The 22,421-nt window shown below is 71.6% G+C and carries 22 protein-coding genes; 10 read left to right on the plus strand and 12 right to left on the minus strand.

Going from position 1 to position 22,421, the window contains the following annotated elements; genetic code table 11:
• Positions 1–10: 10 nt before the first annotated feature.
• The gene (locus tag ACIRG6_RS09675; protein WP_364682037.1) at positions 11–1,276 is read left to right on the plus strand and encodes an ABC transporter ATP-binding protein; all 1,266 of its coding nucleotides are present in this window, start codon (positions 11–13) and stop codon (positions 1,274–1,276) included.
• Complete coding sequence (locus ACIRG6_RS09680) at positions 1,273–2,142, plus strand: ABC transporter permease subunit (RefSeq protein ID WP_365020696.1); 870 nt, start codon at positions 1,273–1,275, stop codon at positions 2,140–2,142. The genes ACIRG6_RS09675 and ACIRG6_RS09680 overlap by 4 nt, the downstream gene beginning before the upstream one ends.
• A 6-nt stretch (positions 2,143–2,148) precedes the next feature.
• Here ACIRG6_RS09680 and ACIRG6_RS09685 read toward each other — a convergent pair whose 3' ends face one another.
• Positions 2,149–2,481, minus strand: coding sequence for an ATP/GTP-binding protein (locus tag ACIRG6_RS09685; protein ID WP_239762835.1), 333 nt, complete (start codon positions 2,479–2,481; stop codon positions 2,149–2,151).
• A gap of 201 nt (positions 2,482–2,682) precedes the next feature.
• Between ACIRG6_RS09685 and ACIRG6_RS09690 the strand changes: the two genes are divergently transcribed.
• Positions 2,683–3,711, plus strand: coding sequence for an LLM class flavin-dependent oxidoreductase (locus tag ACIRG6_RS09690; protein WP_189228618.1), 1,029 nt, complete (start codon positions 2,683–2,685; stop codon positions 3,709–3,711).
• Positions 3,712–3,825: 114 nt separating this feature from the next.
• Here ACIRG6_RS09690 and ACIRG6_RS09695 read toward each other — a convergent pair whose 3' ends face one another.
• Positions 3,826–4,218: an SCO5389 family protein gene (locus ACIRG6_RS09695; RefSeq protein WP_318214459.1), complete on the minus strand. Its 393-nt coding sequence runs from the start codon at positions 4,216–4,218 to the stop codon at positions 3,826–3,828.
• A 280-nt stretch (positions 4,219–4,498) separates the two neighbouring features.
• Between ACIRG6_RS09695 and nucS the strand changes: the two genes are divergently transcribed.
• Positions 4,499–5,170: an endonuclease NucS gene (gene nucS, locus ACIRG6_RS09700; protein ID WP_318214458.1), complete on the plus strand. Its 672-nt coding sequence runs from the start codon at positions 4,499–4,501 to the stop codon at positions 5,168–5,170.
• Between the two features lie 76 nt (positions 5,171–5,246).
• Here the strand turns inward: nucS and ACIRG6_RS09705 are convergent, their stop codons facing one another.
• From ACIRG6_RS09705 to ACIRG6_RS09720, 4 genes are all read right to left on the minus strand, one after another.
• The gene (locus ACIRG6_RS09705) at positions 5,247–7,895 is read right to left on the minus strand and encodes an ATP-binding protein (RefSeq protein WP_403321908.1); all 2,649 of its coding nucleotides are present in this window, start codon (positions 7,893–7,895) and stop codon (positions 5,247–5,249) included.
• A 281-nt stretch (positions 7,896–8,176) separates the two neighbouring features.
• The gene (locus tag ACIRG6_RS09710) at positions 8,177–8,500 is read right to left on the minus strand and encodes an STAS domain-containing protein (protein ID WP_003973611.1); all 324 of its coding nucleotides are present in this window, start codon (positions 8,498–8,500) and stop codon (positions 8,177–8,179) included.
• 203 nt (positions 8,501–8,703) lie between these two features.
• Complete coding sequence (locus ACIRG6_RS09715; RefSeq protein ID WP_239762817.1) at positions 8,704–9,552, minus strand: 3-hydroxyacyl-CoA dehydrogenase family protein; 849 nt, start codon at positions 9,550–9,552, stop codon at positions 8,704–8,706.
• Positions 9,553–9,688: 136 nt separating this feature from the next.
• Entirely contained in the window at positions 9,689–10,330 is a 642-nt protein-coding gene (locus ACIRG6_RS09720; protein ID WP_364682047.1) for a TetR/AcrR family transcriptional regulator, read from the minus strand.
• A gap of 79 nt (positions 10,331–10,409) precedes the next feature.
• Between ACIRG6_RS09720 and ACIRG6_RS09725 the strand changes: the two genes are divergently transcribed.
• Genes ACIRG6_RS09725 through ACIRG6_RS09735 form a run of 3 tightly spaced genes read left to right on the plus strand, consistent with a single transcriptional unit; the run spans position 10,410 to position 12,553 of the window.
• Positions 10,410–11,192 carry an ABC transporter ATP-binding protein gene (locus ACIRG6_RS09725; protein ID WP_364682049.1) on the plus strand — a complete coding sequence of 261 codons (783 nt, stop codon included), beginning with the start codon at positions 10,410–10,412 and terminating at the stop codon, positions 11,190–11,192.
• Between the two features lie 25 nt (positions 11,193–11,217).
• On the plus strand, positions 11,218–11,967 hold the full coding sequence (locus ACIRG6_RS09730) for an ABC transporter permease (protein WP_364820347.1): 750 nt from the start codon (positions 11,218–11,220) through the stop codon (positions 11,965–11,967).
• Between the two features lie 13 nt (positions 11,968–11,980).
• A complete protein-coding gene (locus ACIRG6_RS09735; protein ID WP_318214456.1) occupies positions 11,981–12,553 on the plus strand; it encodes a cob(I)yrinic acid a,c-diamide adenosyltransferase in 573 nt (190 codons plus the stop codon).
• Between the two features lie 37 nt (positions 12,554–12,590).
• On the opposite strand, the gene ACIRG6_RS09740 is transcribed toward ACIRG6_RS09735, so the two are convergent.
• Positions 12,591–13,205: a hypothetical protein gene (locus ACIRG6_RS09740; RefSeq protein WP_364820345.1), complete on the minus strand. Its 615-nt coding sequence runs from the start codon at positions 13,203–13,205 to the stop codon at positions 12,591–12,593.
• 152 nt (positions 13,206–13,357) lie between these two features.
• Here ACIRG6_RS09740 and ACIRG6_RS09745 point away from each other — a divergent pair, with 152 nt between their 5' ends.
• The 3 genes from ACIRG6_RS09745 to ACIRG6_RS09755 all read left to right on the plus strand — a co-directional run bounded on the left by ACIRG6_RS09745 (position 13,358) and on the right by ACIRG6_RS09755 (position 17,131).
• Positions 13,358–14,545: a sensor histidine kinase gene (locus tag ACIRG6_RS09745; protein ID WP_364682057.1), complete on the plus strand. Its 1,188-nt coding sequence runs from the start codon at positions 13,358–13,360 to the stop codon at positions 14,543–14,545.
• Positions 14,542–15,183, plus strand: coding sequence for a response regulator (locus ACIRG6_RS09750; RefSeq protein WP_403321914.1), 642 nt, complete (start codon positions 14,542–14,544; stop codon positions 15,181–15,183). The genes ACIRG6_RS09745 and ACIRG6_RS09750 overlap by 4 nt, the downstream gene beginning before the upstream one ends.
• A gap of 124 nt (positions 15,184–15,307) precedes the next feature.
• A complete protein-coding gene (locus tag ACIRG6_RS09755; protein WP_403321917.1) occupies positions 15,308–17,131 on the plus strand; it encodes a glycosyl hydrolase family 18 protein in 1,824 nt (607 codons plus the stop codon).
• Positions 17,132–17,208: 77 nt separating this feature from the next.
• Here ACIRG6_RS09755 and ACIRG6_RS09760 read toward each other — a convergent pair whose 3' ends face one another.
• The 5 genes from ACIRG6_RS09760 to atpA all read right to left on the minus strand — a co-directional run bounded on the left by ACIRG6_RS09760 (position 17,209) and on the right by atpA (position 22,266).
• Entirely contained in the window at positions 17,209–17,655 is a 447-nt protein-coding gene (locus ACIRG6_RS09760) for a DUF2550 domain-containing protein (RefSeq protein WP_189228631.1), read from the minus strand.
• Positions 17,656–17,784: 129 nt separating this feature from the next.
• Positions 17,785–18,159 (minus strand): F0F1 ATP synthase subunit epsilon, encoded by a 375-nt coding sequence (locus ACIRG6_RS09765; RefSeq protein ID WP_019326852.1) that lies wholly within the window; start codon positions 18,157–18,159, stop codon positions 17,785–17,787.
• Positions 18,160–18,289: 130 nt separating this feature from the next.
• Positions 18,290–19,738 (minus strand): F0F1 ATP synthase subunit beta, encoded by a 1,449-nt coding sequence (gene atpD, locus ACIRG6_RS09770; protein WP_364682064.1) that lies wholly within the window; start codon positions 19,736–19,738, stop codon positions 18,290–18,292.
• Positions 19,738–20,655 (minus strand): F0F1 ATP synthase subunit gamma, encoded by a 918-nt coding sequence (locus tag ACIRG6_RS09775; RefSeq protein ID WP_350719327.1) that lies wholly within the window; start codon positions 20,653–20,655, stop codon positions 19,738–19,740. The genes atpD and ACIRG6_RS09775 overlap by 1 nt, the downstream gene beginning before the upstream one ends.
• 21 nt (positions 20,656–20,676) lie before the next feature.
• Complete coding sequence (gene atpA, locus ACIRG6_RS09780) at positions 20,677–22,266, minus strand: F0F1 ATP synthase subunit alpha (RefSeq protein WP_350719325.1); 1,590 nt, start codon at positions 22,264–22,266, stop codon at positions 20,677–20,679.
• Between the last annotated feature and the right edge of the window lie 155 nt (positions 22,267–22,421).

Raw genomic sequence — 22,421 nt, forward strand, 5'->3', positions numbered from 1 at the left:
GGTGCGGAGCATGATCGAGGCAGTCGGCCTGACCAAGCGCTACGGCGACAAGACCGCTGTGTACAACCTGTCCTTCCAGGTGCGGCCCGGTGCCGTCACCGGCTTCCTCGGACCCAACGGCTCCGGCAAGTCGACGACGATGCGCATGATCCTCGGCCTGGACAACCCGACCGCGGGACACGTGACGATCGGCGGCCACCCGTACCGCAGGCTCCCCAACGCCCCCCGCCAGGTCGGCGCCCTGCTCGATGCCAAGGCCGTGCACGGCGGCCGGTCCGCCCGCAACCACCTGCTGAGCCTGGCCCAGCTGTCGGGCATCCCCGCCCGGCGCGTGGACGAGGTGCTCGGCGTGGTCGGCCTCCAGGACGTGGCCAAGCGGCGCTCCAAGGGCTTCTCCCTCGGCATGGGCCAGCGGCTCGGCATCGCCGCCGCGCTGCTCGGCGACCCCCAGGTGCTGCTCTTCGACGAGCCGGTCAACGGCCTGGACCCCGAGGGCATCCTCTGGGTGCGGAACCTGATGAAGGCGCTCGCGGCCGAGGGCCGTACGGTCTTCGTCTCCTCGCACCTGATGAGCGAGATGGCGCTGACCGCCGACCACCTGATCGTCATCGGGCGCGGCCAGCTGCTCGCCGACATGAGCGTGACGGCCTTCATCTCGGCGAACTCCGCCGACTTCGCGCGGGTGCGCACGCCGGACACCGAGCCGCAGCTGCGCGAGAAGCTGACGTCCGCGCTGACCGAGGCGGGCGGGCACGTGCTGCCCGAGCAGGACGGGGCGCTGCGGGTGACCGGCCTGGCGCTGCCCCGGATCAGCGACATCGCGCACGAGTCCGACGTACGGCTGTGGGAGCTGTCGCCGCACCAGGCCTCGCTGGAGGAGGCGTACATGCGGATGACGCAGGGCGCCGTCGACTACCGGTCGACCATCGACCAGAAGGCCGGGCTCCAGCAGCCGCTGCCGCCCGGCGCGCAGCCGGCGATGCCGGTGCCCGGGCAGGGCCAGCCCGGCTGGTACGCCCCGCCGCCGCCCCACCCGGGCGGTCAGCCCGCCCCGCCGCAGGGCCCGCCCGGCCAGGCCCCCGCGGGCCCGTACGGCGGCCCGGCCGCATCCGGTGCGCCCGCGGCCGGCGCGCCGTCGGACAACCCGTACGCGCAGCCGTCCCCGGCGGCCCCGGCGGCTCCCCCGGCCGCCCCCTCGCCCGCGCCCGCCGCCCCGGCTCCCGCCACCGCCCCCGCGCCCGTCACCGACCCGACCCAGTCCGAGGACGCCCGATGAGCACGCCCCAGCCCCCGATGCCGCAGGCCGCACCCGAGTGGCGGTCGGCGCCCGGTTCGCCGTACCCCACCTACACCTCGCCGATCCCGGTGGTGCGCACGCATCTCGGGCACGCGCTGGCCTCCGAGTGGACCAAGATCAGGTCGGTGCGCTCGACGATGTGGACGCTGGGCGTGTTCGTCCTGCTGGTCCTCGGCATCGGCACGCTGACCGGAGTGGTGGTGGCGAACTCCACCACGGACGCGTCCGGCGAGAGCGCGCTGAGCCTCGGCTTCTTCGGTCTGCTGCTCGGCAGCATGTGCATCATCACGCTCGGCGTGCTGACCACCGCCTCGGAGTACGGCACCGGCATGGTCCGCACGACGATGACCGCCTGCCCGAGCCGCGGCCGGGTGCTCGCCGCGAAGGCGATCGTCTTCTTCCTGGTCGCGTTCGTGGTGACGCTGGTGTCCGCGACGCTCGTCGCCCTGCTGCACGTGGCCCTGCTGGAGGACCACGGCGCGGTGTCGCCCTCCGGCGAGGAGTGGCTGAAGGGCACCGTGGGCGTCTCGTTCTACATCGCGCTGCTCGGACTGCTCTCGCTCGCCGTCGGCTCCGTCATCCGGCACTCGGCGGGGGCCATCACCCTCATGATCGGGGCCGTGCTCGCGCCGCTGGTGATCGCGCTGTTCATGTTCTCGCGGTCCCTGGAGGACGTGCGCACCGCCCTGTTCGAGTACTCGATCCCGAACCAGATGAGCATCTTCTACACCAACTCGCTCACGGAGTCCGGCCCGTCCGGCTGGGACCCGCTGTGGATCATGCTCGTGGTGACGGCCGCCGTGTTCGCCGGTGCCTTCGCCCTGCTCCAGAAGCGGGACGTCTGAGCGGGCTCAGAACCTCGGCGCGTTACGGGACCGCTGCACCCGCGTGGTGCGGCGGTCCTTCGCGTTCCAGCAGGACTTGTGCCAGTGCCGGCGGTCGTCGACGCCCGAGTGCGCCGGCCAGGCCACCACGTGCGGGACGCCGTCCGGAATCAACTGGTCGCAGCCCGGGCAGCGGTACGCCTTCCCCTGCGCGCTCGCGCCCGCCACGTGCCGTACGCTCCAGTCCTCGCCCTGCCAGCTCTCCGACGACTGCCAGCCGCCGTAGCGGCCGGAGCCGTCGTCCTCGGCGCTCCGGCCGGACATGCCGGCTCCCTTGGGTCGGTTGCGACGCGGGGACACAGGACACCTCACGGAGCTATACAGGAAGTACGGGCCGCGTCCAGCCTACGCGGCACGGACGGGGCGCCCTCGGACCTCCCGTGACGGCCGATTCTGCAGACAATCCGCATATCCCCCCACCCGGCCGTGTCCTCGGCACGTGTCGGACGGTTATGCCGTGTGGGGGAGCTCCGTGTCGGAGCCGAGGAAGCAGGAAGAGCAATGCGCGTTGGAAGTTTCGTGTTGGGCGCCCAGTTCCCGGGCCAGGGCCAGGGAGAAGCGCTGCACCGCGCGGTCCGCTCGGCCGAGGTCGCCGAGGAGTCGGGGCTCGACACGGTCTGGCTGGCCGAGCACCACTTCGTGCCGTACGGCACGTGTCCGTCGGCCGTGACGCTGGCCGCGCTGCTGCTGGGCCGCACCCGCCGCATCCGGGTCGGCACGGCGGTCAGCGTGCTGCCCACCGTCCATCCCGTGGCGCTCGGCGAGCAGGCCGCGCTGCTGCACGTCACGAGCGGCGGCCGGTTCTCGCTGGGCGTGGGCCGCGGCGGCCCGTGGGTCGACCTGGAGGTGTTCGGCGCGGGCCTGGAGGCGTACGAGACGGGGTTCCCGGAGTCACTCGATCTGCTGGTGCGCTGGCTGCGCGAACCGGCCGTCGGCGCCCACGGGGACCGCTTCCGGTTTCGTGAGGTACCCGTCGTCCCGCGGCCCTCGGAGGCCCTGTCCGAGGCTCCGGGGCCGGAGGTCGTGGTGGCCTGCACCTCCCCGGCGAGCGTGCGCACGGCGGCCGAGCGGGGACTGCCGATGCTGCTCGGGATGCACGTCGGGGACGAGGAGAAGGCCGAGATGGTCGCCCTGTGGCGGCGGCACGCCCGCGCCGCCGGCCGCCCGGACGCGGAGATCCACGGCGCGGCCCATGTCTCGGCCGGCGTCTGCCAGATCGCGGACCGGCGCGCCGACGCGGCGGAGACGCTGCTCAAGGCGATGCCGGGCTGGCTGCGGCAGGGGCTGGGCGCCCATGTCACGGTGGACGGCCGCGCCCGGCAGATGCGCGACCCGCTGGCGTACACGGAACTGCTCTGCGGACTGCACCCGGTGGGCACGCCCCGGCTGTGCGCGGACCGGCTCGCGGCGACCAGCGAGCGGACCGGCATCTCCCGTTTCGCGCTGCTCGTCGAGGGCTCCGGCGACCTCGCGGCCACCGAGGAGAACGTGCGGCGGCTCGGGACCGAGGTACTCCCCCAGCTCCGCTGAGCGGGCCGGGGACGGACGGACGCCCGGGACCCGCGAAGGGCCGGGCGGGAAGCTTGCCGCTCCGGTACGAACTGCACCTCCCGCGTACGGAGCGGCAAGCGGACGACCATGGCGTCAGCAGTCGCGGAATTCCGGCGACTGGTTCAGCACCTGACTGCGCACCGAGGTGAAACGGGTCAGCGTCTCGTCGACGGAGGAGTCCAACGGGAACACCGCCACCCGGTGGCAGTTCTGGAAGGCCAGCCGCACCCCGAAGTGCCGCTGCAGCGCACCGCGTATGGCGTCGCTCGCGAGCGCACGCAGCAGCTGGCCACGCGCCTGCTCGTCCGGCGGGGGCGTCTGGTTGTCGGCGAACGCTCCGCCGTCGACCTTCAGCTGTGCCACCAGGGAGCTGATCATCTCCCATGCGTAGGGCAGGGAGATCCGGACGCAGTCGACGAATTCTGCTTCGTCGACCTCGCCTCGCTCGGCCTTTTCGAGTAGGGCCGGTGAGACGTCGAGCGACATGGGTACTCCTCTCGCACCCCCGACCAGCAGGGGTTGCCGGACAGTGAAGGGAGCGCGTGATGTCGGACACGCTGAGTACACACCTCGCGACCTCCCGTTCAATACCGTAAGCAACCGATCGTGACCGCACCAGGAGAATGCCCAGATGGGCATCATCCGGTACGCACACAATCGGCCAGTGCGCAACACGGGTCCAATGGGAGAAGTGGGGCGTTCCGTCGGGCGCCGGGGGCGGAGGCGAATCGCGTCGGGACGGACGCGTCGAGTAGCGTTGCCGACCATGCGTCTCGTCATTGCCCGCTGCTCCGTCGACTACGCCGGACGGCTCACCGCCCACCTCCCCTCGGCCCCCCGGCTGATTCTGGTCAAGGCGGACGGCAGCGTCTCGATCCATGCCGACGACCGGGCCTACAAGCCCCTGAACTGGATGTCGCCTCCCTGCACCCTCAAGGAGGGCGCCGGTGACGAGGCGGGTGTCTGGACCGTCGTCAACAAGGCGGGCGAGAAGCTCATCATCACGATGGAGGAGATCCTCCACGACTCCTCGCACGAACTGGGCGTGGACCCCGGCCTGATCAAGGACGGCGTGGAAGCGCACCTCCAGGAGCTGCTCGCCGACCGCATCGAGACCCTCGGCGAGGGCTACACCCTGATCCGCCGCGAGTACCCGACGGCCATCGGACCCGTCGACATCCTGTGCCGGGACGCCGACGGGAAGACCGTCGCCGTCGAGATCAAGCGGCGCGGCGAGATCGACGGCGTGGAGCAGCTCACCCGGTACCTGGAGCTGCTGAACCGCGATCCCCATCTCGCCCCCGTGCGCGGCGTCTTCGCCGCCCAGGAGATCAAGCCGCAGGCCCGGGTGCTGGCCACCGACCGCGGCATCGGCTGCCAGGTGCTGGACTACAACGCGCTGCGCGGCATCGAGGACGACAAGCTGCGGCTGTTCTGAGCGGTGCGGGCGCCGAGCCCGCGTGCGGGAGGGGCCGGGTCCGTGGTGCGGACCCGGCCCCTCTCGTGTCGCCGTCTCAGATGATCTGCCCGCTCGCCGGAGCGGATCCCGTGCCGCCGGTCGCGGTGCCGCTCTGCGTGGCGGTCGCGGGGCTGCTGACGGGAGCGCTCGCGGTGGTAGGGGTGGTGCCGGGGCCGGTCGCGCTGTTGGAGGTCTCCGGGGTCGACGGCGGGGGCGGCTCCGACGTCGGCGACTCGGAGGGCGGCTCGGACGTGGGCGTCTCCGACGGCGGGTCGGTGGGCGGCTTGGACGACGTCGGCGGCTTCGGCGACGTGGGCGGCTTGGGCGACGTCGGCGGCTGCGTCTTCGTCGGCCCGCCCGAGCCGCTCGGGCCGCTCGGTTCGCCGGAGCCGCTCGGGCTTCCGGGCCCGCTGCTGCCGCCGGCGCTGCCCGACGGCCGGGCCGTCCGGCTCGGCGTCGGGTCGTCGGAGGTGCCGAGGGTGCCGTCCGGGCCGGGGTCGGTCGGCCGGGCGGTCGCCTCGCCGGTGTCCGCGGAGCCGTCGCCGTCGTCCGTCGGCCGGTCGGCGCCCAGGCTGCCGTCGTCGACGCCCTGGCTGGCCGACGGGTTGACGCCGACCTGGTCGGAGGGCGTGCCCGCGTCGTTCTCGGAGGTGGCGCCCAGCGTCACCACCGTGCCGAGCACGGCGACGAGCAGCGCGCCCGCGCCGGCGGCCACCAGATTGCGCCGGGCGAGGCCCTTGATGCCGCCTCCGGCCTTGCGCGAGGGCCCGGGGGACGAGTCCCGGCGGACGACGAGCGTCGGGGACTGCGGAGACGGCTGGAGCGGCGGGAAGGGCGCGGGCACACCGGCCGGCGGCGACGCCGACTCCTCGTGCCGGGCGTCGGGCACCTCCTCGCCCGCGGTCGGGCCGAGGGCGGCGCCGAGTCCCCCGCCGACGGCCCCGAGTCCGGCCGCCGCGGCCCCGGGCGCGCCCGTGCCCAGGCCGGGTGTGTCCCCGGAGCGGTCCGCCACCAGGGCGAGGGCACGGCGGCCCGCGACGGCGCCGCGCTTGTCGGAGAGCGCGCCGCGCAGCCCGATGGACGCCTCCAGCTCGGCGCGGGCCCGGTCGAGCTGCCCCTCGCACAGCGCGAGGACGCCGAGTTCGTGGTGGAAGTAGGCCTGTTCGGCGACGTCACCGGCGAGCCGGGAGGCCTCGGCGCCGGAGCGCAGCGCCCGTTCCCAGGCGCTCCAGTGCAGCCCGGCGGCGAACGCGGGGGCCGCGGTGCGGGCCAGCTGGACGGCGGGGCTCTCCTCGTCGTCCGCGGGCGGGGTCGTCGCCGGCACCAGCACGGCGAGGGCGGCCAGCACGGCGTCGGCCTCGGCGCAGACGCGCTCGGGGGTGACCGAGGGGTGACCGGCCCACCAGGCGTAGTGCCGGGCGGTGGCCGGAGCCTTCTCCCGTGCGTCGTCGGCGTATCCGGCGCTCTCCAGCTGGGTGAGCACCCCGGCGGCGAGCCGGTAGCGGGAGCCGACCGGCGAGACCAGTCCGCAGTCCGCCAGCTCGCCGAGGGCGGCGTCCGCGTGGGTGTCGCCGACCAGCGCGGGCAGGTGCGCCTGGTGCGGCACCTCGCCGCCGAGGGCGACGGCGAGTTCGAGGGTGGCGCGGGCGGAGGCGCTCAGCCGGGCGGCGAGCAGCGGCGCGGGCGCGGCGGCCTCGCCGACGGACGGCAGCGGTACCTCGTCGCTCTCGGCGGCGTCGTAGGGCGCCCCGTCGGCCGGGCGGGCGTCGGTGAAGACGCCGAACTCGTCGACGGCGTCGGCGCCGGCCCGCAGCCGGTCGCGCCGGCGCAGCAACGCAGCGGCCTGCACGAAGCGCAGCGGCAGGCCCTCGGACTCGAACCAGAGGTCGCCTGCCCAGTTGGCCTCCTCGTCGGTGAGGGGCCGTCCGGTGGCACGCTCCAGCAGCTCCACGCCGTCCGAGCGGTCCAGGCCGGCGAGGAAGACCTCCTCGACGGCGGAACCGGCGGAGGGGGCGGGCACGTCCGGCGTCGCGGCGATGAGGAAGGCGCACTCGGGGGTGGCGTCCAGCAGTTCGTCGAGGGCGGTGCCGCCGAACTCCGCGTCGTCCAGGAGGACGACCGCGCCGACCTCGCGGACGAGACCGAGCAGTTCCTCCCGTTCCGGCCGGTGCAGGGGTGCGCGGTACACGGCGTGGAAGAGGTCGTACAGCAGGTCGTCGGCCGTGCGGCGGAAGCCGCTGAGGCGGACCACGCCGTCGGGCGCGAGGTCGGCGCAGTCCTCGGCGACGACGTCGAGGAGGCTGGTGCGGCCGGAGCCGGCGGGGCCGGTCAGGCGCACCGACCGGCCGCGGGCCAGCAGCCGGGCCAGGCGTTCGCGTTCGTCCTGGCGGGCCGGCAGCCCGAGTGCGGGCCGCGCCGGTCCCGGGGGGACGGGCGGCCGTGCGGCGCGGTCCAGTTCGGCCCGTTCGGCCGCGGTGAGCTTCTCCGGCCGGGCGGGCCGCTCGGCCGGCGGGCAGACCTCGATCTCGCTGCCGTCGACGGGGTTGACGGTGAGCAGGAAGTCGCCGGAGACGAGCTGCACGGTGCGGGCGAGCGCGGGCGTGTGCTGTCCGAAGTCGGGCGTGAGCGAGTCCCTGGGCGGGCGCGGGCGCGGCGTGCTGCCGTCGTGGCCGTGCTCCTCGGGTCCCCGGTCGTTCGGGTCCATAGGTCCAAGCCCCCCAAAAGCGTCGTGTGCCGGGTCCCCGGTCGGGACCACCCCTCCCGGCCTTGCCGCACACCGCGCTGTCGCTTCTGGTCCGGGCCCGCCAGTGGGTTGCGATGCGGCGGGCAGCCAGACCCTAAACCTTCGCTCAGTATGTCCGACAGTCCGGGGTGCCGGCCCGTCCGAGACGTCACAGTCTCGTGAGGATTGCGCGCGTCGGGCGTTTCGCCGGACCGTGTCCCGCAGGTCCGCGCGGCCGCCGGGGCGCACCGGCTCCCGGGGCGTCACACCCTGGGCAGGGTCTCCACGCCGATACCGCCCTCGATGGCCAGGATCCTGTGCAGCCGGGTGGCCACCAGCAGGCGCTGCATCTGCGGCGGTACGCCGCGCAGCACCAGGCGCCGGCCGCAGCGGCCGGCCCGCCGGTGGGCCCCCATGATCACCCCGAGTCCGGTGGCGTCCCAGGAGTCCAGCTCTGACAGGTCCAGGACCAGGTCGCCGACGCCGTCGTCGACGGCCGAGTGCAGGACCGTACGGGCGTCCGCCGCGCTGCGGACGTCGAGGCGGCCCCCGACGACCAGCTCGACGTGGTCGCCCCTGATGTGCATATGCGCTCCCCGGCGTGCGTCTCGTCTCGGCGATGTGTCCCACGGGGCGATCTTTCGTCCCACGAGGTGGTCTCTCGGCGATATCAGGTCGTGCAACCTCTGACTGACCGGAACGGTCGGAGGTTGCCGCCTGTAAGCGAACCGATACCGAATTCACCCCGGCGTGTGATGTTGCCCGGGCCGGGGATGGACTCGGTGCGGACTCAGTGCTTGTAGAAGCCCTGCCCGCTCTTGCGTCCGATGTCACCGGCGTCCACCATCCGGCGCATCAGCTCCGGCGGGGCGAACTTCTCGTCCTGGGACTCGGTGTAGATGTTGCTCGTGGCGTGCAGCAGGATGTCCACGCCCGTCAGGTCGGCGGTGGCCAGCGGCCCCATGGCGTGGCCGAAGCCCAGCTTGCAGGCGAGGTCGATGTCCTCGGCGGTGGCGACGCCCGACTCGTACAGCTTCGCGGCCTCGACGACGAGGGCGGAGATGAGGCGGGTGGTCACGAAGCCGGCGACGTCGCGGTTGACGACGATGCAGGTCTTGCCGGTGGACTCGGCGAACTCCCGGGCGGTGGCGAGCGTTTCGTCGCTGGTCTTGTAGCCGCGCACCAGTTCGCACAGCTGCATCATCGGGACCGGCGAGAAGAAGTGGGCGCCGACGACCCGCTCGGGGCGCTCGGTCACGGCCGCGATCTTGGTGATCGGGATGGCGGAGGTGTTGGACGCGAGGATCGCCTCGTCCTTCACCAGCTTGTCGAGGGCGCGGAAGATCTCGTGCTTGACTTCCAGCTTCTCGAAGACGGCCTCGACGACGACGTCCGCGTCGGCGGCGGCGTCCAGGTCGGTGGTCGCGGTGATGCGGGCGAGGGCTGCCTCGGCGTCGTCCGCGGCGAGCTTGCCCTTGGCGACGAACTTGTCGTACGAGGCCTTGATGCCGTCGGTCCCCCGCCGGAGCGCCTCGTCGGTCACGTCGCGCAGGACGACGTCCCAGCCGGCCTGCGCGGAGACCTGGGCGATGCCGGACCCCATGAGTCCGGCTCCGATGACGGCGAGCTTCCGTGCCACTGTGCGACTCCCCTGATACAGGCCGTTTGTGTCCTCTCGGCCGGAGATTAGCGGGCGTGAGCCGCTGTGTGACCGGTTAGTAACGCGCGTCACGTCTCAAATGACGGACGTCACACCGGGGGGTGCCATTCGGGTGTCAGTCCGCGCCTCGGACGGCGTAGTTGAGCACTCTGTCGCTCAACAGCTCCTCCATCTCGTCCAGCAGCACGAGGACGTCGCGGGACACCGCGGCCGGTCTCCCGCCGGCCGTCATCCGGCGGCCGATGGCCGTCATCACCGTGCCGTGCAGCCAGCTGATCTGACCCGACATCAGCGCGGGGACCGGGTCGTCGTCCAGGGCCCCGGTCTCCTCGCGCAGGGTGCGTTCCAGGTTCTCCTGCACCTCCTGGGCGATCGCCCAGAGCCGGGAGCGCAGCGAGGGCGAGGCGTCGATGACCCCCATGAAGCGCGCGTACCCGTCCATGAGGCCGACCCGCGGCGAGACCGACTCGACCTCCTCGCGCAGCTCCCGCAGCACGGCCCGTGCCGCCGACTCCCCGTCGTGCCGCCCGCGCACCCAGCGGGAGAGCCGGTCGACCACGCCCTTGGAGCGGTCGAGGAAGAGGTCCTCCTTGGCCGGGAAGTAGTTGTAGACGGTGTTGACGGAGACGTCCGCCGCCGCCGCGACCTCCGCCACGGTCACGGCCTCGAAGCCGCGCTCCAGGAACAGACTCGTGGCGACATCCGAGATGTACTGCCTGGTCTGCCGCTTCTTCCGTTCCCTGAGTCCCTCGGCCATGCCCGCATCCTAACTTCGCTGGAGCCGCCCAAAACTTGGAGTCATTGCAAAATTTGGGTGACTCTGTTTTTCTGGGCGCATGGCAATCATCAGTACGGCCGGGCTGGCCCGTACCTTCACGACGAGACAGGGCCCGGTCGAGGCCGTGCGCGGCATCGACCTGACCGTCCGCGAGGGCGAGATCCTCGGCTTCCTGGGCCCCAACGGCGCCGGCAAGACAACGACCCTCCGGATGCTCACGACCCTGCTCGCCCCCACCGGCGGCGCGGCCACCGTCGCGGGCCACGACCTGGTGTCCGACCCGGCCGGAGTGCGCCGGGCGTGCGGGTACGTGGCCCAGTCGGGCGGCGTGGACCCGCAGATCACCGTGCGGGAGGAGCTGGTCACCCAGGGCCGCCTGTACCGCCTGTCGAGGGCGCGGGCGGCCGAGCGCGCCGAGGAGCTGGCCCGCGACCTGGACCTGGCGGGGCTGCTCGACCGCAAGTGCGGCGCGCTGTCCGGGGGTCAGCGGCGCCGGCTGGACATCGCGATGGCGCTCACCCACGGTCCCCGGGTGCTCTTCCTGGACGAGCCGACCACCGGTCTGGATCCGGGCAGCCGCGCCGGCCTGTGGGACCTGGTGCGCCGGCTGCGCGACGAGCACGGCACCACGGTCTTCCTGACCACGCACTACCTCGACGAGGCCGACGCGCTCTCCGACCGGCTGGTCGTAGTCGACCGGGGCGTGGTGGCCGCCGAGGGCACCCCCGCGGCCCTGAAGCTGCGCCACGGCGGCTCGCTCGACGCCTCGCTCCAGGACACCTTCCTCGCCATCACCGGCCGCGGCGCCTCACCCGCGGACGCCGCCCCCGTTGCCGTTTAGCACTCCGACGACCCGAGGACCTCCGATGCTGTTCCACGACACCGGCCTCGTCTACGGCCGCTATCTGCGCCAGTCGCTGCGCTCCCGCTTCGCGCTGCTGTTCGGCGTCCTGATGCCGCTGCTGTACCTGCTCTTCTTCGGCCCGCTGCTGACCGACCTGCCGCTGGGCGGGCGGGGCAGTTCCTGGCAGATGCTCGTGCCCGGCCTGCTGCTGCAACTCGGACTGTTCGGCGCCTCCTTCGCGGGCTTCTCGGTCATCATCGAGAACAGCCTGGGTGTGGTCGAGCGGATGCGCGTCACCCCCGTCAGCCGCCTGGCGCTGCTGCTGGGCCGGGTGCTGCGGGACGCCACGGTGTTCGCGTTCCAGGCGGTGCTGCTGGTCCTGGCGGCGGTGGCGATGGGCCTGCGCGCACCCCTGCCCGGCGTCCTGATCGGGTTCGCGTTCGTCGCTCTGCTCACCGTCTCGCTGGCCTCGCTGTCGTACGCGCTGGCGATGAAGGTCCGTACGCCGCAGGAGTTCGGGCCCACCGTCAACGCGCTCACGATGCCCTCGATGCTGCTGTCCGGCCTGATGCTGCCGATGACGCTGGGGCCGGCGTGGCTGGACGTGCTGTCGCACCTGATGCCGTTCCGCTATCTGGTGGACGCGGTACGGGACGCCTACGTCGGCAGCTACGCGACGGCGCACATGCTGTACGGCGTCCTCGTCGCCGTCGCCCTCACCGCGCTGACCGTGACGGTGGGCACACGCGTCTTCCGGACCGCCGGAGCCTAACTACGCTGGCCTCATGGTCAACCTGACGCGCATCTACACCCGGACCGGAGACCAGGGCACCACCGCCCTCGGTGACATGAGCCGGGTCCCCAAGACCGATCTCCGGATCTCCGCGTACGCCGACGCCAACGAGGCGAACGCGGTGATCGGCACGGCGATCGCCCTCGGCGGCCTGCACGAGGAGGTCGTCAAGGTCCTCGTCCGCGTCCAGAACGACCTGTTCGACGTGGGCGCGGACCTGTCGACGCCGGTGGTGGAGAACCCGGAGTACCCGCCGCTGAGGGTCGAGCAGTTCTACGTCGACAAGCTGGAGGCGGACTGCGACCGCTTCCTGGCCGAGCTGGAGAAGCTGCGGTCCTTCATCCTCCCCGGCGGCACGCCCGGCGCGGCCCTGCTGCACCAGGCGTGCACGGTGGTCCGGCGGGCCGAGCGCTCCACGTGGGCGGCGCTGGAGGTCCACGGCGAGACGATGAACCCGCTCACCGCGACCTACCTGAACCGCCTGTCGGACCTGCTGTTCATCCTGGCCCGCACCGCCAACAAGGAGGTCGGGGACGTGCTGTGGGTACCGGGCGGGGAACGCTGAGCGCTCCGCGGGCAGGGGCGTGACGGCCGTCGGCCGTCTACCGCTTCGTGGTGGCTGACCGCGCCGTTCCCCGCGCCCCTTCGGGGGCGCTCTCGCCGGCCTCGGTCGACGGCGTGCCCGCCGGGGCCTTCTTCGGCCAGATCAGGTACGTGAGGGCGATCAGCCCGTGGATGCCGACGACGCGCAGGGCCGCCCACTGGAAGGCCCGCAGGGACGAGACGTCGCCCTCGTCGCCGACGTACCAGACCGCGCCCTGGAGCAGCGCGCAGGCCACGGCGCCGCCCAGCACCGTGCGCAGCCACAGCCGGCCCTCGTGGCGCGCCCGGGGCATGCCGTGGCGCGGGGGCTTCACCGGGGGCGGGCCTCCGCCGAGGCGGTGGGCGGCATGGCCGTCGAGCCAGCGGATCGTGCAGTGGCCGTACGCCACGGTGTAGCCGATGTACAGCGCGGCCAGGCCGTGCTCCCAGCCCGGCTCGGCGCCGTTCCTCAGGTCGACCGCCGTGACGGCGAACAGCACCAGTTCGAGGAGCGGCTCGCACAGCAGCAGGACCACACTGGTGCGGCGCCACTTCAGCAGGTAGCGGGCGGCCAGCCCGAGCGCCAGCAGCACCCAGAAGCCGACCTCGCAGGCGATGATCAACGCGACGACCACGACGCACTCCCTTCGTTCACCCTTCCAGGCTCCCGTGGGAATCCGCCGCGTTCGTCGTCGCCGGTGACGAACCCGCGGTACATCGAAAGATGCAGTGCCGGACCCTTCCCGGGCATCAGGCGGGCGGGACGCGGGCCGTGTTGGATGGTGGCATGCCCGTACGACTCCCCCGCCCGCGCCGCTTCGACGTGTACGCCGCGTCGGCCGGTCTGCTCGGCGGGCTGCTGCTGTGGGGCATCGGCCTGGGCGTCCGGCCGGCCGACGAGCCGATCGTGCTGTTCGACGGCCGCTGGCCGCTGCTGGTCCCGCTCGCCGTCACGGCGGGCTGCGAGCTGCTGCGCCGGGCCGCGCCGCGCACCGGCCTGCTGATCGGCACGGCCGCGCTGGTCGCGGACACGCTCACGCAGGGCAGCCTGGTCACGGTGATCATGTACACCGACCTGATGTACGCCGCCGTGCTCTACGGCCCGCCCGCCTCGGCCCGCCGCATCCCGCGGATCACCGGGCTGCTCACGGTGGCGGGCACGATCGTGCCGTTCGCGCTGTGGCGGGTGCCCGAGGCGCTGCTGATCGGCGTCGCCGTCGGGATCGTCTCGTTCGCGCCCGCGTCCACCGGCCTGATCGTGCGCAACCACCGCGAGGCAGCCGACGCGGCCCGGCTGCGCGCCGAACAGACCGCGCTGCTGGCCGAGATGGACCGCGTCCAGGCGGTGACCGCGGAACGCTCGCGGATGGCCCGCGAGTTGCACGACATGGTCGCCAACCACCTCTCCGCCATCGCCATCCACTCCACGGCCGCCCTGTCCCTGGACGACCCGGCGACCACCCGGCAGGCGCTGGGGGTGATCCGGGAGAACAGCGTCGAGGGGCTGGCCGAGATGCGGCGGCTGATCGGCATCCTGCGGGACACCGGCGGCGACACCGGGCCGGCCGCCGCGCCCACCCTCGACGGCCTCGGCGCCCTGGTCGACGGGGCCCGCGCCAACGGCCTCGACGTCACCCTGGAGGCGGTGCCCGGCGACGGAGTCCCCGCGCCGGTGGAGCTGGCCGCGTACCGCATCGTGCAGGAATCGCTGACGAACGCGCTCAAGCACGCGTCGAAGGGACCGGTCGGGGTGGCCGTCACCCGCGACGGGCGCCTGCTGCGGGTCCGGGTCACCAGCCCCTACGGTGACCGGGACGCACCGCGCGCCCCCGGCTCGGGCGCCGGCCTGGTCGGCATGCGGGAGCGGACCGCGCTGCTGCACGGCACGTTCGAGGCCGGACCCGAGACGGCGGACGGCACGAAGGTCTGGGCCGTCCGCGCCACCCTGCCCCTGACCGAAGGAGACCCCGCATGATCCGCGTCCTCGTCGCCGAGGACCAGTCCGCCGTCCGCGCGGGACTGGTGCTGATCCTGGGCAGCGCCCCGGACATCGAGGTGGTCGGCGAGGCGGCGGACGGCGAGCGGGCGGTGGAGCTGGCCCGGGAGCTGCGCCCGGACGTGGTCCTGATGGACGTGCAGATGCCCCGCCTCGACGGGATGTCGGCGACCCGGCGGGTGGTCGGCGAGGGGCTGGCCGACGTGCTCGTGCTGACCACGTTCGACCTGGACGAGTACGTCTTCGGGGCGCTCAGGGCGGGCGCCGCAGGGTTCCTGCTGAAGAACACCGAGGCGAAGGATCTGATCACCGCGGTGCGTACGGTGGCGGGCGGCGAGGGGATCGTCGCCCCGGCCGTCACCCGGCGCCTGATCGCCGAGTTCGCGGCGCGGCCGGTCCGGGGGGCCACCGCCGACCCGGCCGTCCTCGAGGGCCTGACCCGTCGGGAGCGCGAGGTCCTGTCCTGCCTCGGCGAGGGGCTGTCCAACGCCGCGATCGCCGGGCGCCTGGAGATGGCCGAGGCCACGGTGAAAACGCACGTCAGCCGTCTGCTGGGGAAGCTGGAACTGCGCAGCCGGGTGCAAGCGGCCGTACTGGCTCAGGAGTTGGGGATCTAGCCCACCTTTGCGAGCACTGGTCCAGACCTATTGACCTCTGGTCCAGACCTTTCTATTCTCGCGGCACTGCGGGCATGAGGCTCAGTCATGCCCACAACAACATCCCCACATAAGGAGGCGCAGCATGCGCTTCAGACACAGAGCCGCGGCCCTGGCCGCGACCCTGGCCCTCCCCTTCGCCGGACTGGTCGGGCTCGCGAGCCCCGCCCAGGCGGCCACGAGCGCCACGGCCACCTTCGCCAAGACCTCGGACTGGGGCACGGGCTTCGGCGGCAACTGGACGGTGAAGAACACCGGCACCACGACCATCAACTCCTGGACCGTCGAGTGGGACTTCCCCTCGGGCACCAAGGTCACCTCCGCCTGGGACGCCACCGTCACCAACTCCGGTGACCACTGGACCGCCAAGAACGTCGGCTGGAACGGCACCCTCGCCCCCGGGGCGTCCGTCTCGTTCGGCTTCAACGGCACCGGCTCCGGCTCCCCGTCCGGCTGCAAGCTCAACGGCGGCAGCTGCGACGGCACCTCCGTCCCCGGTGACGCGGCCCCCTCCGCGCCGGGCACCCCGACCGCCTCCGGCATCACCGACACCTCGGTGAAGCTGACCTGGTCGGCGGCGACCGACGACAAGGGCGTCAAGAACTACGACGTCCTGCGGGACGGTGCCAAGGTCGCCACGGTGACCGGCACCACGTACACGGACACCGGCCTCACCAAGGGCACCGACTACTCCTACACCGTCCAGGCCCGCGACACCGCCGACCAGACCGGTCCGGCCAGCGGCGCCGTCAAGGTCCGCACCACCGGCGGCGACGGCGGCACCCCGGGCGGCGGCGACAAGGTCAAGCTCGGCTACTTCACCAACTGGGGCGTCTACGGGCGCAACTACCACGTGAAGAACCTGGTCACCTCCGGCTCCGCCGAGAAGATCACGCACATCAACTACGCCTTCGGTAACGTCCAGGGCGGCAAGTGCACCATCGGCGACTCCTACGCCGACTACGACAAGGCGTACACCGCCGACCAGTCCGTCGACGGCGTCGCCGACACGTGGGACCAGCCGCTGCGCGGCAACTTCAACCAGCTGCGCAAGCTGAAGGCCAAGTACCCGCACATCAAGGTCATCTGGTCCTTCGGCGGCTGGACCTGGTCCGGCGGCTTCCCCGACGCGGTCAAGAACCCGGCCGCCTTCGCCAAGTCCTGTCACGACCTGGTCGAGGACCCGCGCTGGGCCGACGTCTTCGACGGCATCGACCTGGACTGGGAGTACCCGAACGCCTGCGGCCTCAGCTGCGACACGACCAGCACCAAGAACGCCTTCAGCTCCATGATGAAGGCGATGCGCGCCGAGTTCGGCAACGACCTGGTCACCGCGGCCGTCACCGCCGACGGCTCGGCCGGCGGCAAGATCGAGGCCGCCGACTACGGCCCGGCCGCGCAGTACATCAACTGGTACAACGTGATGACGTACGACTTCTTCGGCGCCTGGGAGAAGAACGGTCCGACCGCTCCCCACTCGCCGCTGACCTCGTACACCGGCATCCCGCAGCAGGGCTTCAACTCCGCCGACGCAATCGCGAAATTCAAGGCGGCGGGCGTGCCGGCCGGCAAGCTGCTGCTCGGCATCGGCTTCTACGGCCGCGGCTGGACCGGCGTCACGCAGGCGGCGCCCGGCGGCACCGCGACCGGCCCGGCGGCCGGTACGTACGAGGCGGGCATCGAGGACTACAAGGTCCTCAAGAACAGCTGCCCGACCACCGGCACCGTCGCCGGCACCGCGTACGCGCACTGCGGCACCAACTGGTGGTCCTACGACACCCCGGCGACCGTCAAGTCCAAGATGGACTGGGCGAAGAGCCAGGGTCTCGGCGGCTCCTTCTTCTGGGAGTTCAGCGGCGACACCGCCAACGGCGAGCTGGTCAGCGCCATCGACAGCGGCCTGAAGTAACCACCGCGGAACAACGACGACGCTCCCCCCGGATCCGGTCCGGGGGGAGCGTCACGTGCGTCAGCGGGTGAACGCGGCTAGGCCACGTTCACCCGCTGTCCCGGCGGAGCCGCCTCGAGCCATGCGAGGAATCCCGTCAGCGCGTCCTCGCTCATCGCCAGTTCGAGCCGGGTGCCCCGGTGCAGACAGGCCAGGACGACGGCGTCGGAGAGCAACGCCAGCTCCTCCTCCCCGTCCGGGAGCCGCCGGCCGGCCACCTCGATCGCGGAACGCTCCAGGACCCGCCGCGGCCGGGGAGAGTACGAGAAGACTCGGTACCACTCGACCCGGTCGCCGTTGTAGCGGGCCACGCCGTAGGCCCAGCCCTTGCCGCCGCCGTCGCCCTCCTCGGGCGCGTCCCAGCGCAGGGAACAGTCGAAGGTGCCGCCGGAACGCTGGATCAGTCTGCGGCGCAGACCGAAGACGAACAGTCCGACCACCACCAGGGCGACGACAATTCCGCACACGGTCAGAGCGAGGACCATCGGCACCGACCTCCTCGTCTCCTAGGTAACGGAACGGAAAAATCACCCTGATCTGCCTCAGCCGCGGCCGGGTCCGGATCGCTCCGGTCCCAGCCGCGGCTGAGTGACGTCATAGCACAGCGCCGTGGGTCAGCGCCCCGCCGCCGCGCGCAGTCGGACGTCCGCGCGGCGCTCGGCGTGGGCGTCGCCCTCCGCCTTCGCGCGCTCGAGCTCCCGCTCCGCGCGCTGGACATCGATCTCGTCCGACAGTTCGGCGATCTCGGCCAGCAGCGACAGCTTGTTGTCGGCGAACGAGATGAAACCGCCGTGCACCGCGGCGACGACCGTCCCACCATCACTCGTACGGATGGTCACCGGGCCCGACTCCAGCACACCGAGCAGCGGCTGGTGACCGGGCATGACGCCGATGTCGCCGGACGTGGTGCGCGCGACGACCAGGGTGGCCTCGCCGGACCAGACCTCTCGGTCGGCCGCGACCAGCGCGACGTGCAGCTCAGCAGCCAAGGTGGCTCCTCGGGTCACCACCCGGCGGGAGAGCCGGGTGTTGGTTACAAGTCTAAGGGGCGTGCCGGAGGGGGCGGGACGTGCCCGCCCCCTCCGGTGTGAGCCCTGGGGCTCACGATGAGCACGTGGCTCAGGAGACGCCCAGCTCCTTGGCGTTGTTCTTCAGGTCCTCGATGCCACCGCACATGAAGAACGCCTGCTCCGGGAAGTGGTCGTACTCGCCGTCGCAGATCGCGTTGAACGCGGCGATCGACTCGTCCAGCGGCACGTCCGAACCGTCCACGCCGGTGAACTGCTTGGCGACGTGGGTGTTCTGGGACAGGAAGCGCTCCACGCGACGGGCACGGTGGACGACGAGCTTGTCCTCCTCGCCGAGCTCGTCGATACCGAGGATCGCGATGATGTCCTGCAGGTCCTTGTACTTCTGCAGGATGTTCTTCACGCGCATCGCGGCCTGGTAGTGGTCCGCCGCGATGTACCGCGGGTCGAGGATGCGGGACGTCGAGTCCAGCGGGTCCACGGCCGGGTAGATGCCCTTCTCGGAGATCGGACGGGACAGAACCGTCGTCGCGTCGAGGTGGGCGAAGGTGGTGGCCGGGGCCGGGTCGGTCAGGTCGTCCGCGGGGACGTAGATCGCCTGCATCGAGGTGATCGAGTGACCACGGGTCGAGGTGATGCGCTCCTGGAGGAGACCCATCTCGTCGGCCAGGTTCGGCTGGTAGCCCACCGCGGAGGGCATGCGGCCGAGCAGGGTCGACACCTCGGAACCCGCCTGGGTGAAGCGGAAGATGTTGTCGATGAAGAACAGCACGTCCTGCTTCTGGACGTCACGGAAGTACTCGGCCATGGTCAGGCCGGCCAGCGCGACGCGCAGACGGGTGCCCGGCGGCTCGTCCATCTGACCGAAGACCAGCGCGGTCTTGTCGATGACGCCGGACTCGCTCATCTCGTCGATGAGGTCGTTGCCCTCACGGGTGCGCTCACCGACACCGGCGAACACGGAGACACCGTCGTGGTTGTTGGCGACGCGGTAGATCATCTCCTGGATGAGCACCGTCTTGCCGACGCCGGCGCCGCCGAACAGACCGATCTTGCCGCCCTTGACGTACGGGGTCAGCAGGTCGATGACCTTGACGCCGGTCTCGAACATCTCGGTCTTCGACTCGAGCTCGTCGAAGCCCGGCGCCTTGCGGTGGATCGGCCAGCGCTCACCGTCGTAGGTCTCGTCGACGTTCAGCACCTCACCGAGGGTGTTGAACACCTTGCCCTTGGTGAAGTCGCCGACGGGGACGGAGATGGCCGAGCCCGTGTCGGTCACCGGGGCCTGGCGGACCAGACCGTCGGTGGGCTGCATGGAGATGGTGCGGACCAGGCCGTCACCCAGGTGCTGGGCGACCTCCAGGGTCAGCGTCTTGAGTTCACCCTCCTGCGCCGGGTCGGCGACCTCGACGTGGAGGGCGTTGTAGATCTCCGGCATCGCGTCGACGGGGAACTCCACGTCGACGACCGGGCCGATGACCCGCGCGACGCGGCCGGTGGCCACGCCCGACGCAGCGGTCGGCTCAACAGTGGTGGTCATTAGTTGTCACTCCCCGCGGTCGCGTCGGCCAGTGCGCTCGCGCCACCGACGATCTCGCTGATTTCCTGGGTGATTTCGGCCTGGCGGGCCGCGTTGGCAAGACGGGAGAGCGTGTTGATCAGCTCGCCCGCGTTGTCGGTGGCCGACTTCATCGCGCGCCGCGTGGCGGCGTGCTTGGAAGCGGCCGACTGCAGCAGCGCGTTGTAGATGCGGCTCTCGACGTAGCGCGGCAGCAGGGCGTCGAGGACGTCCTCCGCCGACGGCTCGAAGTCGTACAGCGGAAGGATCTCGTCCTTCGCCGCCGACTCCTGCGCGACCTCTTCGAGGCGCAGCGGAAGCAGCCGGGAGTCGACCGCCGTCTGCGTCATCATCGAGACGAACTCGGTGTAGACGATGTGGAGCTCGTCCACGCCGCCCTCCGCCGTCGCCTTCTCGATGGTCTCGATCAGCGGCGCCGCGACCTTCTTGGCGTCCGCGTACGTCGGCTCGTCGGTGAAGCCCGTGAACGACTCCGCGACCTTGCGCTCACGGAAGTTGTAGTGGGCGAGACCGCGCCGGCCGACGATGTACGTGTCGACCTGCTTGCCGTCGCGCTCGAGGCGCTCGGTCAGCTGCTCCGCCGCCTTGATGGCGTTGGAGTTGAAGGCGCCGGCCAGACCGCGGTCGCTCGTGAGGAGCAGAACCGCGGCACGGGTCGGGTTGTCCGCCTCCGTGGTGAGCGGGTGCTTCGTGTTCGACCCGGTACCGACCGCCGTGACCGCGCGGGTCAGTTCCTGCGCGTACGGCGTGGAGGCCGCCACCTTGCGCTGCGCCTTGACGACACGCGAGGCGGCGATCATCTCCATCGCCTTGGTGATCTTCTTGGTCGCGGTGACGGATCGGATGCGACGCTTGTAGACCCGGAGCTGGGCTCCCATGAGTCAGGTCCCTTCCTTACGTCACTTGGCGGTGGACGGGGCGTCCTCGCCGAGCAGCTTGCCGTCCGAGGTCTCGAACTGCTTCTTGAACGACGCGATGGCCTCGGCGACGGCCTGCAGGGTGTCGTCGGACATCTTGCCGCCCTCGCGGATGGAGGTCATGAGGCCCTGCTCCTGGCGGTGCAGGTACTCCAGCAGCTCCTTCTCGAAGCGGCGGATGTCGGCGACGGGCACCTCGTCCATCTTGCCGGTGGTGCCGGCCCAGACGGAGACGACCTGGTCCTCGGTGGCCATCGGCTGGTACTGGTCCTGCTTCAGCAGCTCGACCATGCGCTGACCGCGCTCCAGCTGCGACTTCGACGCGGCGTCCAGGTCGGAACCGAAGGCGGCGAACGCCTCGAGCTCACGGAACTGGGCGAGGTCCACGCGCAGTCGGCCGGAGACCTGCTTCATGGCCTTGTGCTGGGCGGAGCCACCGACGCGGGAGACCGAGATACCGACGTTCAGGGCCGGACGCTGGCCGGCGTTGAACAGGTCGGACTCCAGGAAGCACTGGCCGTCGGTGATGGAGATGACGTTGGTCGGGATGAACGCCGAGACGTCGTTGGCCTTGGTCTCGACGATCGGCAGACCCGTCATGGAACCGGCGCCCATGTCGTCGGAGAGCTTGGCGCAGCGCTCCAGCAGACGGGAGTGCAGGTAGAAGACGTCACCCGGGTAGGCCTCGCGGCCCGGCGGGCGGCGCAGCAGCAGCGACACGGCGCGGTAGGCGTCGGCCTGCTTCGACAGGTCGTCGAAGATGATCAGGACGTGCTTGCCCTCGTACATCCACTGCTGGCCGATGGCCGAGCCGGTGTACGGCGCCAGGTACTTGAAGCCGGCCGGGTCGGACGCCGGGGCGGCCACGATGGTCGTGTACTCCAGCGCGCCGTTCTCCTCCAGCGCGCGGCGGACCGACGCGATGGTGGAGCCCTTCTGACCGATGGCGACGTAGATGCAGCGGACCTGCTTGTTCGGGTCGCCGGTGCGCCAGTTGTCGCGCTGGTTGATGATCGTGTCGACGGCCAGGGCGGTCTTGCCGGTCTGGCGGTCGCCGATGATCAGCTGACGCTGACCGCGGCCGATCGGGGTCATGGCGTCGACGGCCTTGTAGCCCGTCTCCATCGGCTCGTGCACCGACTTGCGCTGCATGACCGTGGGGGCCTGCAGCTCGAGGGCGCGGCGACCGCTGGTCTCGATCTCGCCGAGGCCGTCGATCGGGTTGCCGAGGGGGTCGACCACGCGGCCGAGGTAGCCCTCGCCCACGGCCACGGAGAGGACCTCACCGGTACGCGAGACCGGCTGACCCTCCTCGATGCCGCTGAACTCACCGAGGACGATGGCACCGATCTCGCGCTCCTCGAGGTTGAGGGCGAGGCCGAGGGTGCCGTCCTCGAACTTCAGCAGTTCGTTGGCCATGGCCGAGGGAAGACCCTCGACCTTCGCGATGCCGTCGCCGGCAAGGGTGACCGTACCGACCTCCTCGCGCGAGGCCGCGTCCGGCTTGTACGACTGGACGAAGTTCTCCAGCGCGTCCCGGATCTCCTCCGGCCGGATCGTGAGCTCCGCCATCTGAGTTCCCTGCTCTCCTTGTTGGGCCCGAAGTTTCACTTGGGGGGTATTCCACGAGTCGGGACTCCCCCCAATAAGAGGTGAATCCTCTGCACGGCCCAACCAGGGCCGTCGTAAGTACGTACTGCTTGTTGTGCTGTGCCGTCGGCCGCCGG

Origin of the sequence: Streptomyces flaveolus (genome assembly GCF_044765825.1) — a bacterium.
Lineage (GTDB): Bacteria > Actinomycetota > Actinomycetes > Streptomycetales > Streptomycetaceae > Streptomyces > Streptomyces flaveolus.

Bases quoted from the DNA above. Each gene is read 5' to 3' on its own strand.
- ACIRG6_RS09675 (WP_364682037.1), top strand. From the start codon at position 11: ATGATCGAGGCAGTCGGCCTGACCAAGCGCTACGGCGACAAGACCGCT.
- ACIRG6_RS09680 (WP_365020696.1), top strand. From the start codon at position 1,273: ATGAGCACGCCCCAGCCCCCGATGCCGCAGGCCGCACCCGAGTGGCGG.
- ACIRG6_RS09690 (WP_189228618.1), top strand. From the start codon at position 2,683: ATGCGCGTTGGAAGTTTCGTGTTGGGCGCCCAGTTCCCGGGCCAGGGC.
- ACIRG6_RS09695 (WP_318214459.1), bottom strand. From the start codon at position 4,218: ATGTCGCTCGACGTCTCACCGGCCCTACTCGAAAAGGCCGAGCGAGGC.
- nucS (WP_318214458.1), top strand. From the start codon at position 4,499: ATGCGTCTCGTCATTGCCCGCTGCTCCGTCGACTACGCCGGACGGCTC.
- ACIRG6_RS09705 (WP_403321908.1), bottom strand. From the start codon at position 7,895: ATGGACCCGAACGACCGGGGACCCGAGGAGCACGGCCACGACGGCAGC.
- ACIRG6_RS09710 (WP_003973611.1), bottom strand. From the start codon at position 8,500: ATGCACATCAGGGGCGACCACGTCGAGCTGGTCGTCGGGGGCCGCCTC.
- ACIRG6_RS09720 (WP_364682047.1), bottom strand. From the start codon at position 10,330: ATGGCCGAGGGACTCAGGGAACGGAAGAAGCGGCAGACCAGGCAGTAC.
- ACIRG6_RS09725 (WP_364682049.1), top strand. From the start codon at position 10,410: ATGGCAATCATCAGTACGGCCGGGCTGGCCCGTACCTTCACGACGAGA.
- ACIRG6_RS09730 (WP_364820347.1), top strand. From the start codon at position 11,218: ATGCTGTTCCACGACACCGGCCTCGTCTACGGCCGCTATCTGCGCCAG.
- ACIRG6_RS09735 (WP_318214456.1), top strand. From the start codon at position 11,981: ATGGTCAACCTGACGCGCATCTACACCCGGACCGGAGACCAGGGCACC.
- ACIRG6_RS09745 (WP_364682057.1), top strand. From the start codon at position 13,358: ATGCCCGTACGACTCCCCCGCCCGCGCCGCTTCGACGTGTACGCCGCG.
- ACIRG6_RS09750 (WP_403321914.1), top strand. From the start codon at position 14,542: ATGATCCGCGTCCTCGTCGCCGAGGACCAGTCCGCCGTCCGCGCGGGA.
- ACIRG6_RS09755 (WP_403321917.1), top strand. From the start codon at position 15,308: ATGCGCTTCAGACACAGAGCCGCGGCCCTGGCCGCGACCCTGGCCCTC.
- ACIRG6_RS09760 (WP_189228631.1), bottom strand. From the start codon at position 17,655: ATGGTCCTCGCTCTGACCGTGTGCGGAATTGTCGTCGCCCTGGTGGTG.
- atpD (WP_364682064.1), bottom strand. From the start codon at position 19,738: ATGACCACCACTGTTGAGCCGACCGCTGCGTCGGGCGTGGCCACCGGC.
- ACIRG6_RS09775 (WP_350719327.1), bottom strand. From the start codon at position 20,655: ATGGGAGCCCAGCTCCGGGTCTACAAGCGTCGCATCCGATCCGTCACC.
- atpA (WP_350719325.1), bottom strand. From the start codon at position 22,266: ATGGCGGAGCTCACGATCCGGCCGGAGGAGATCCGGGACGCGCTGGAG.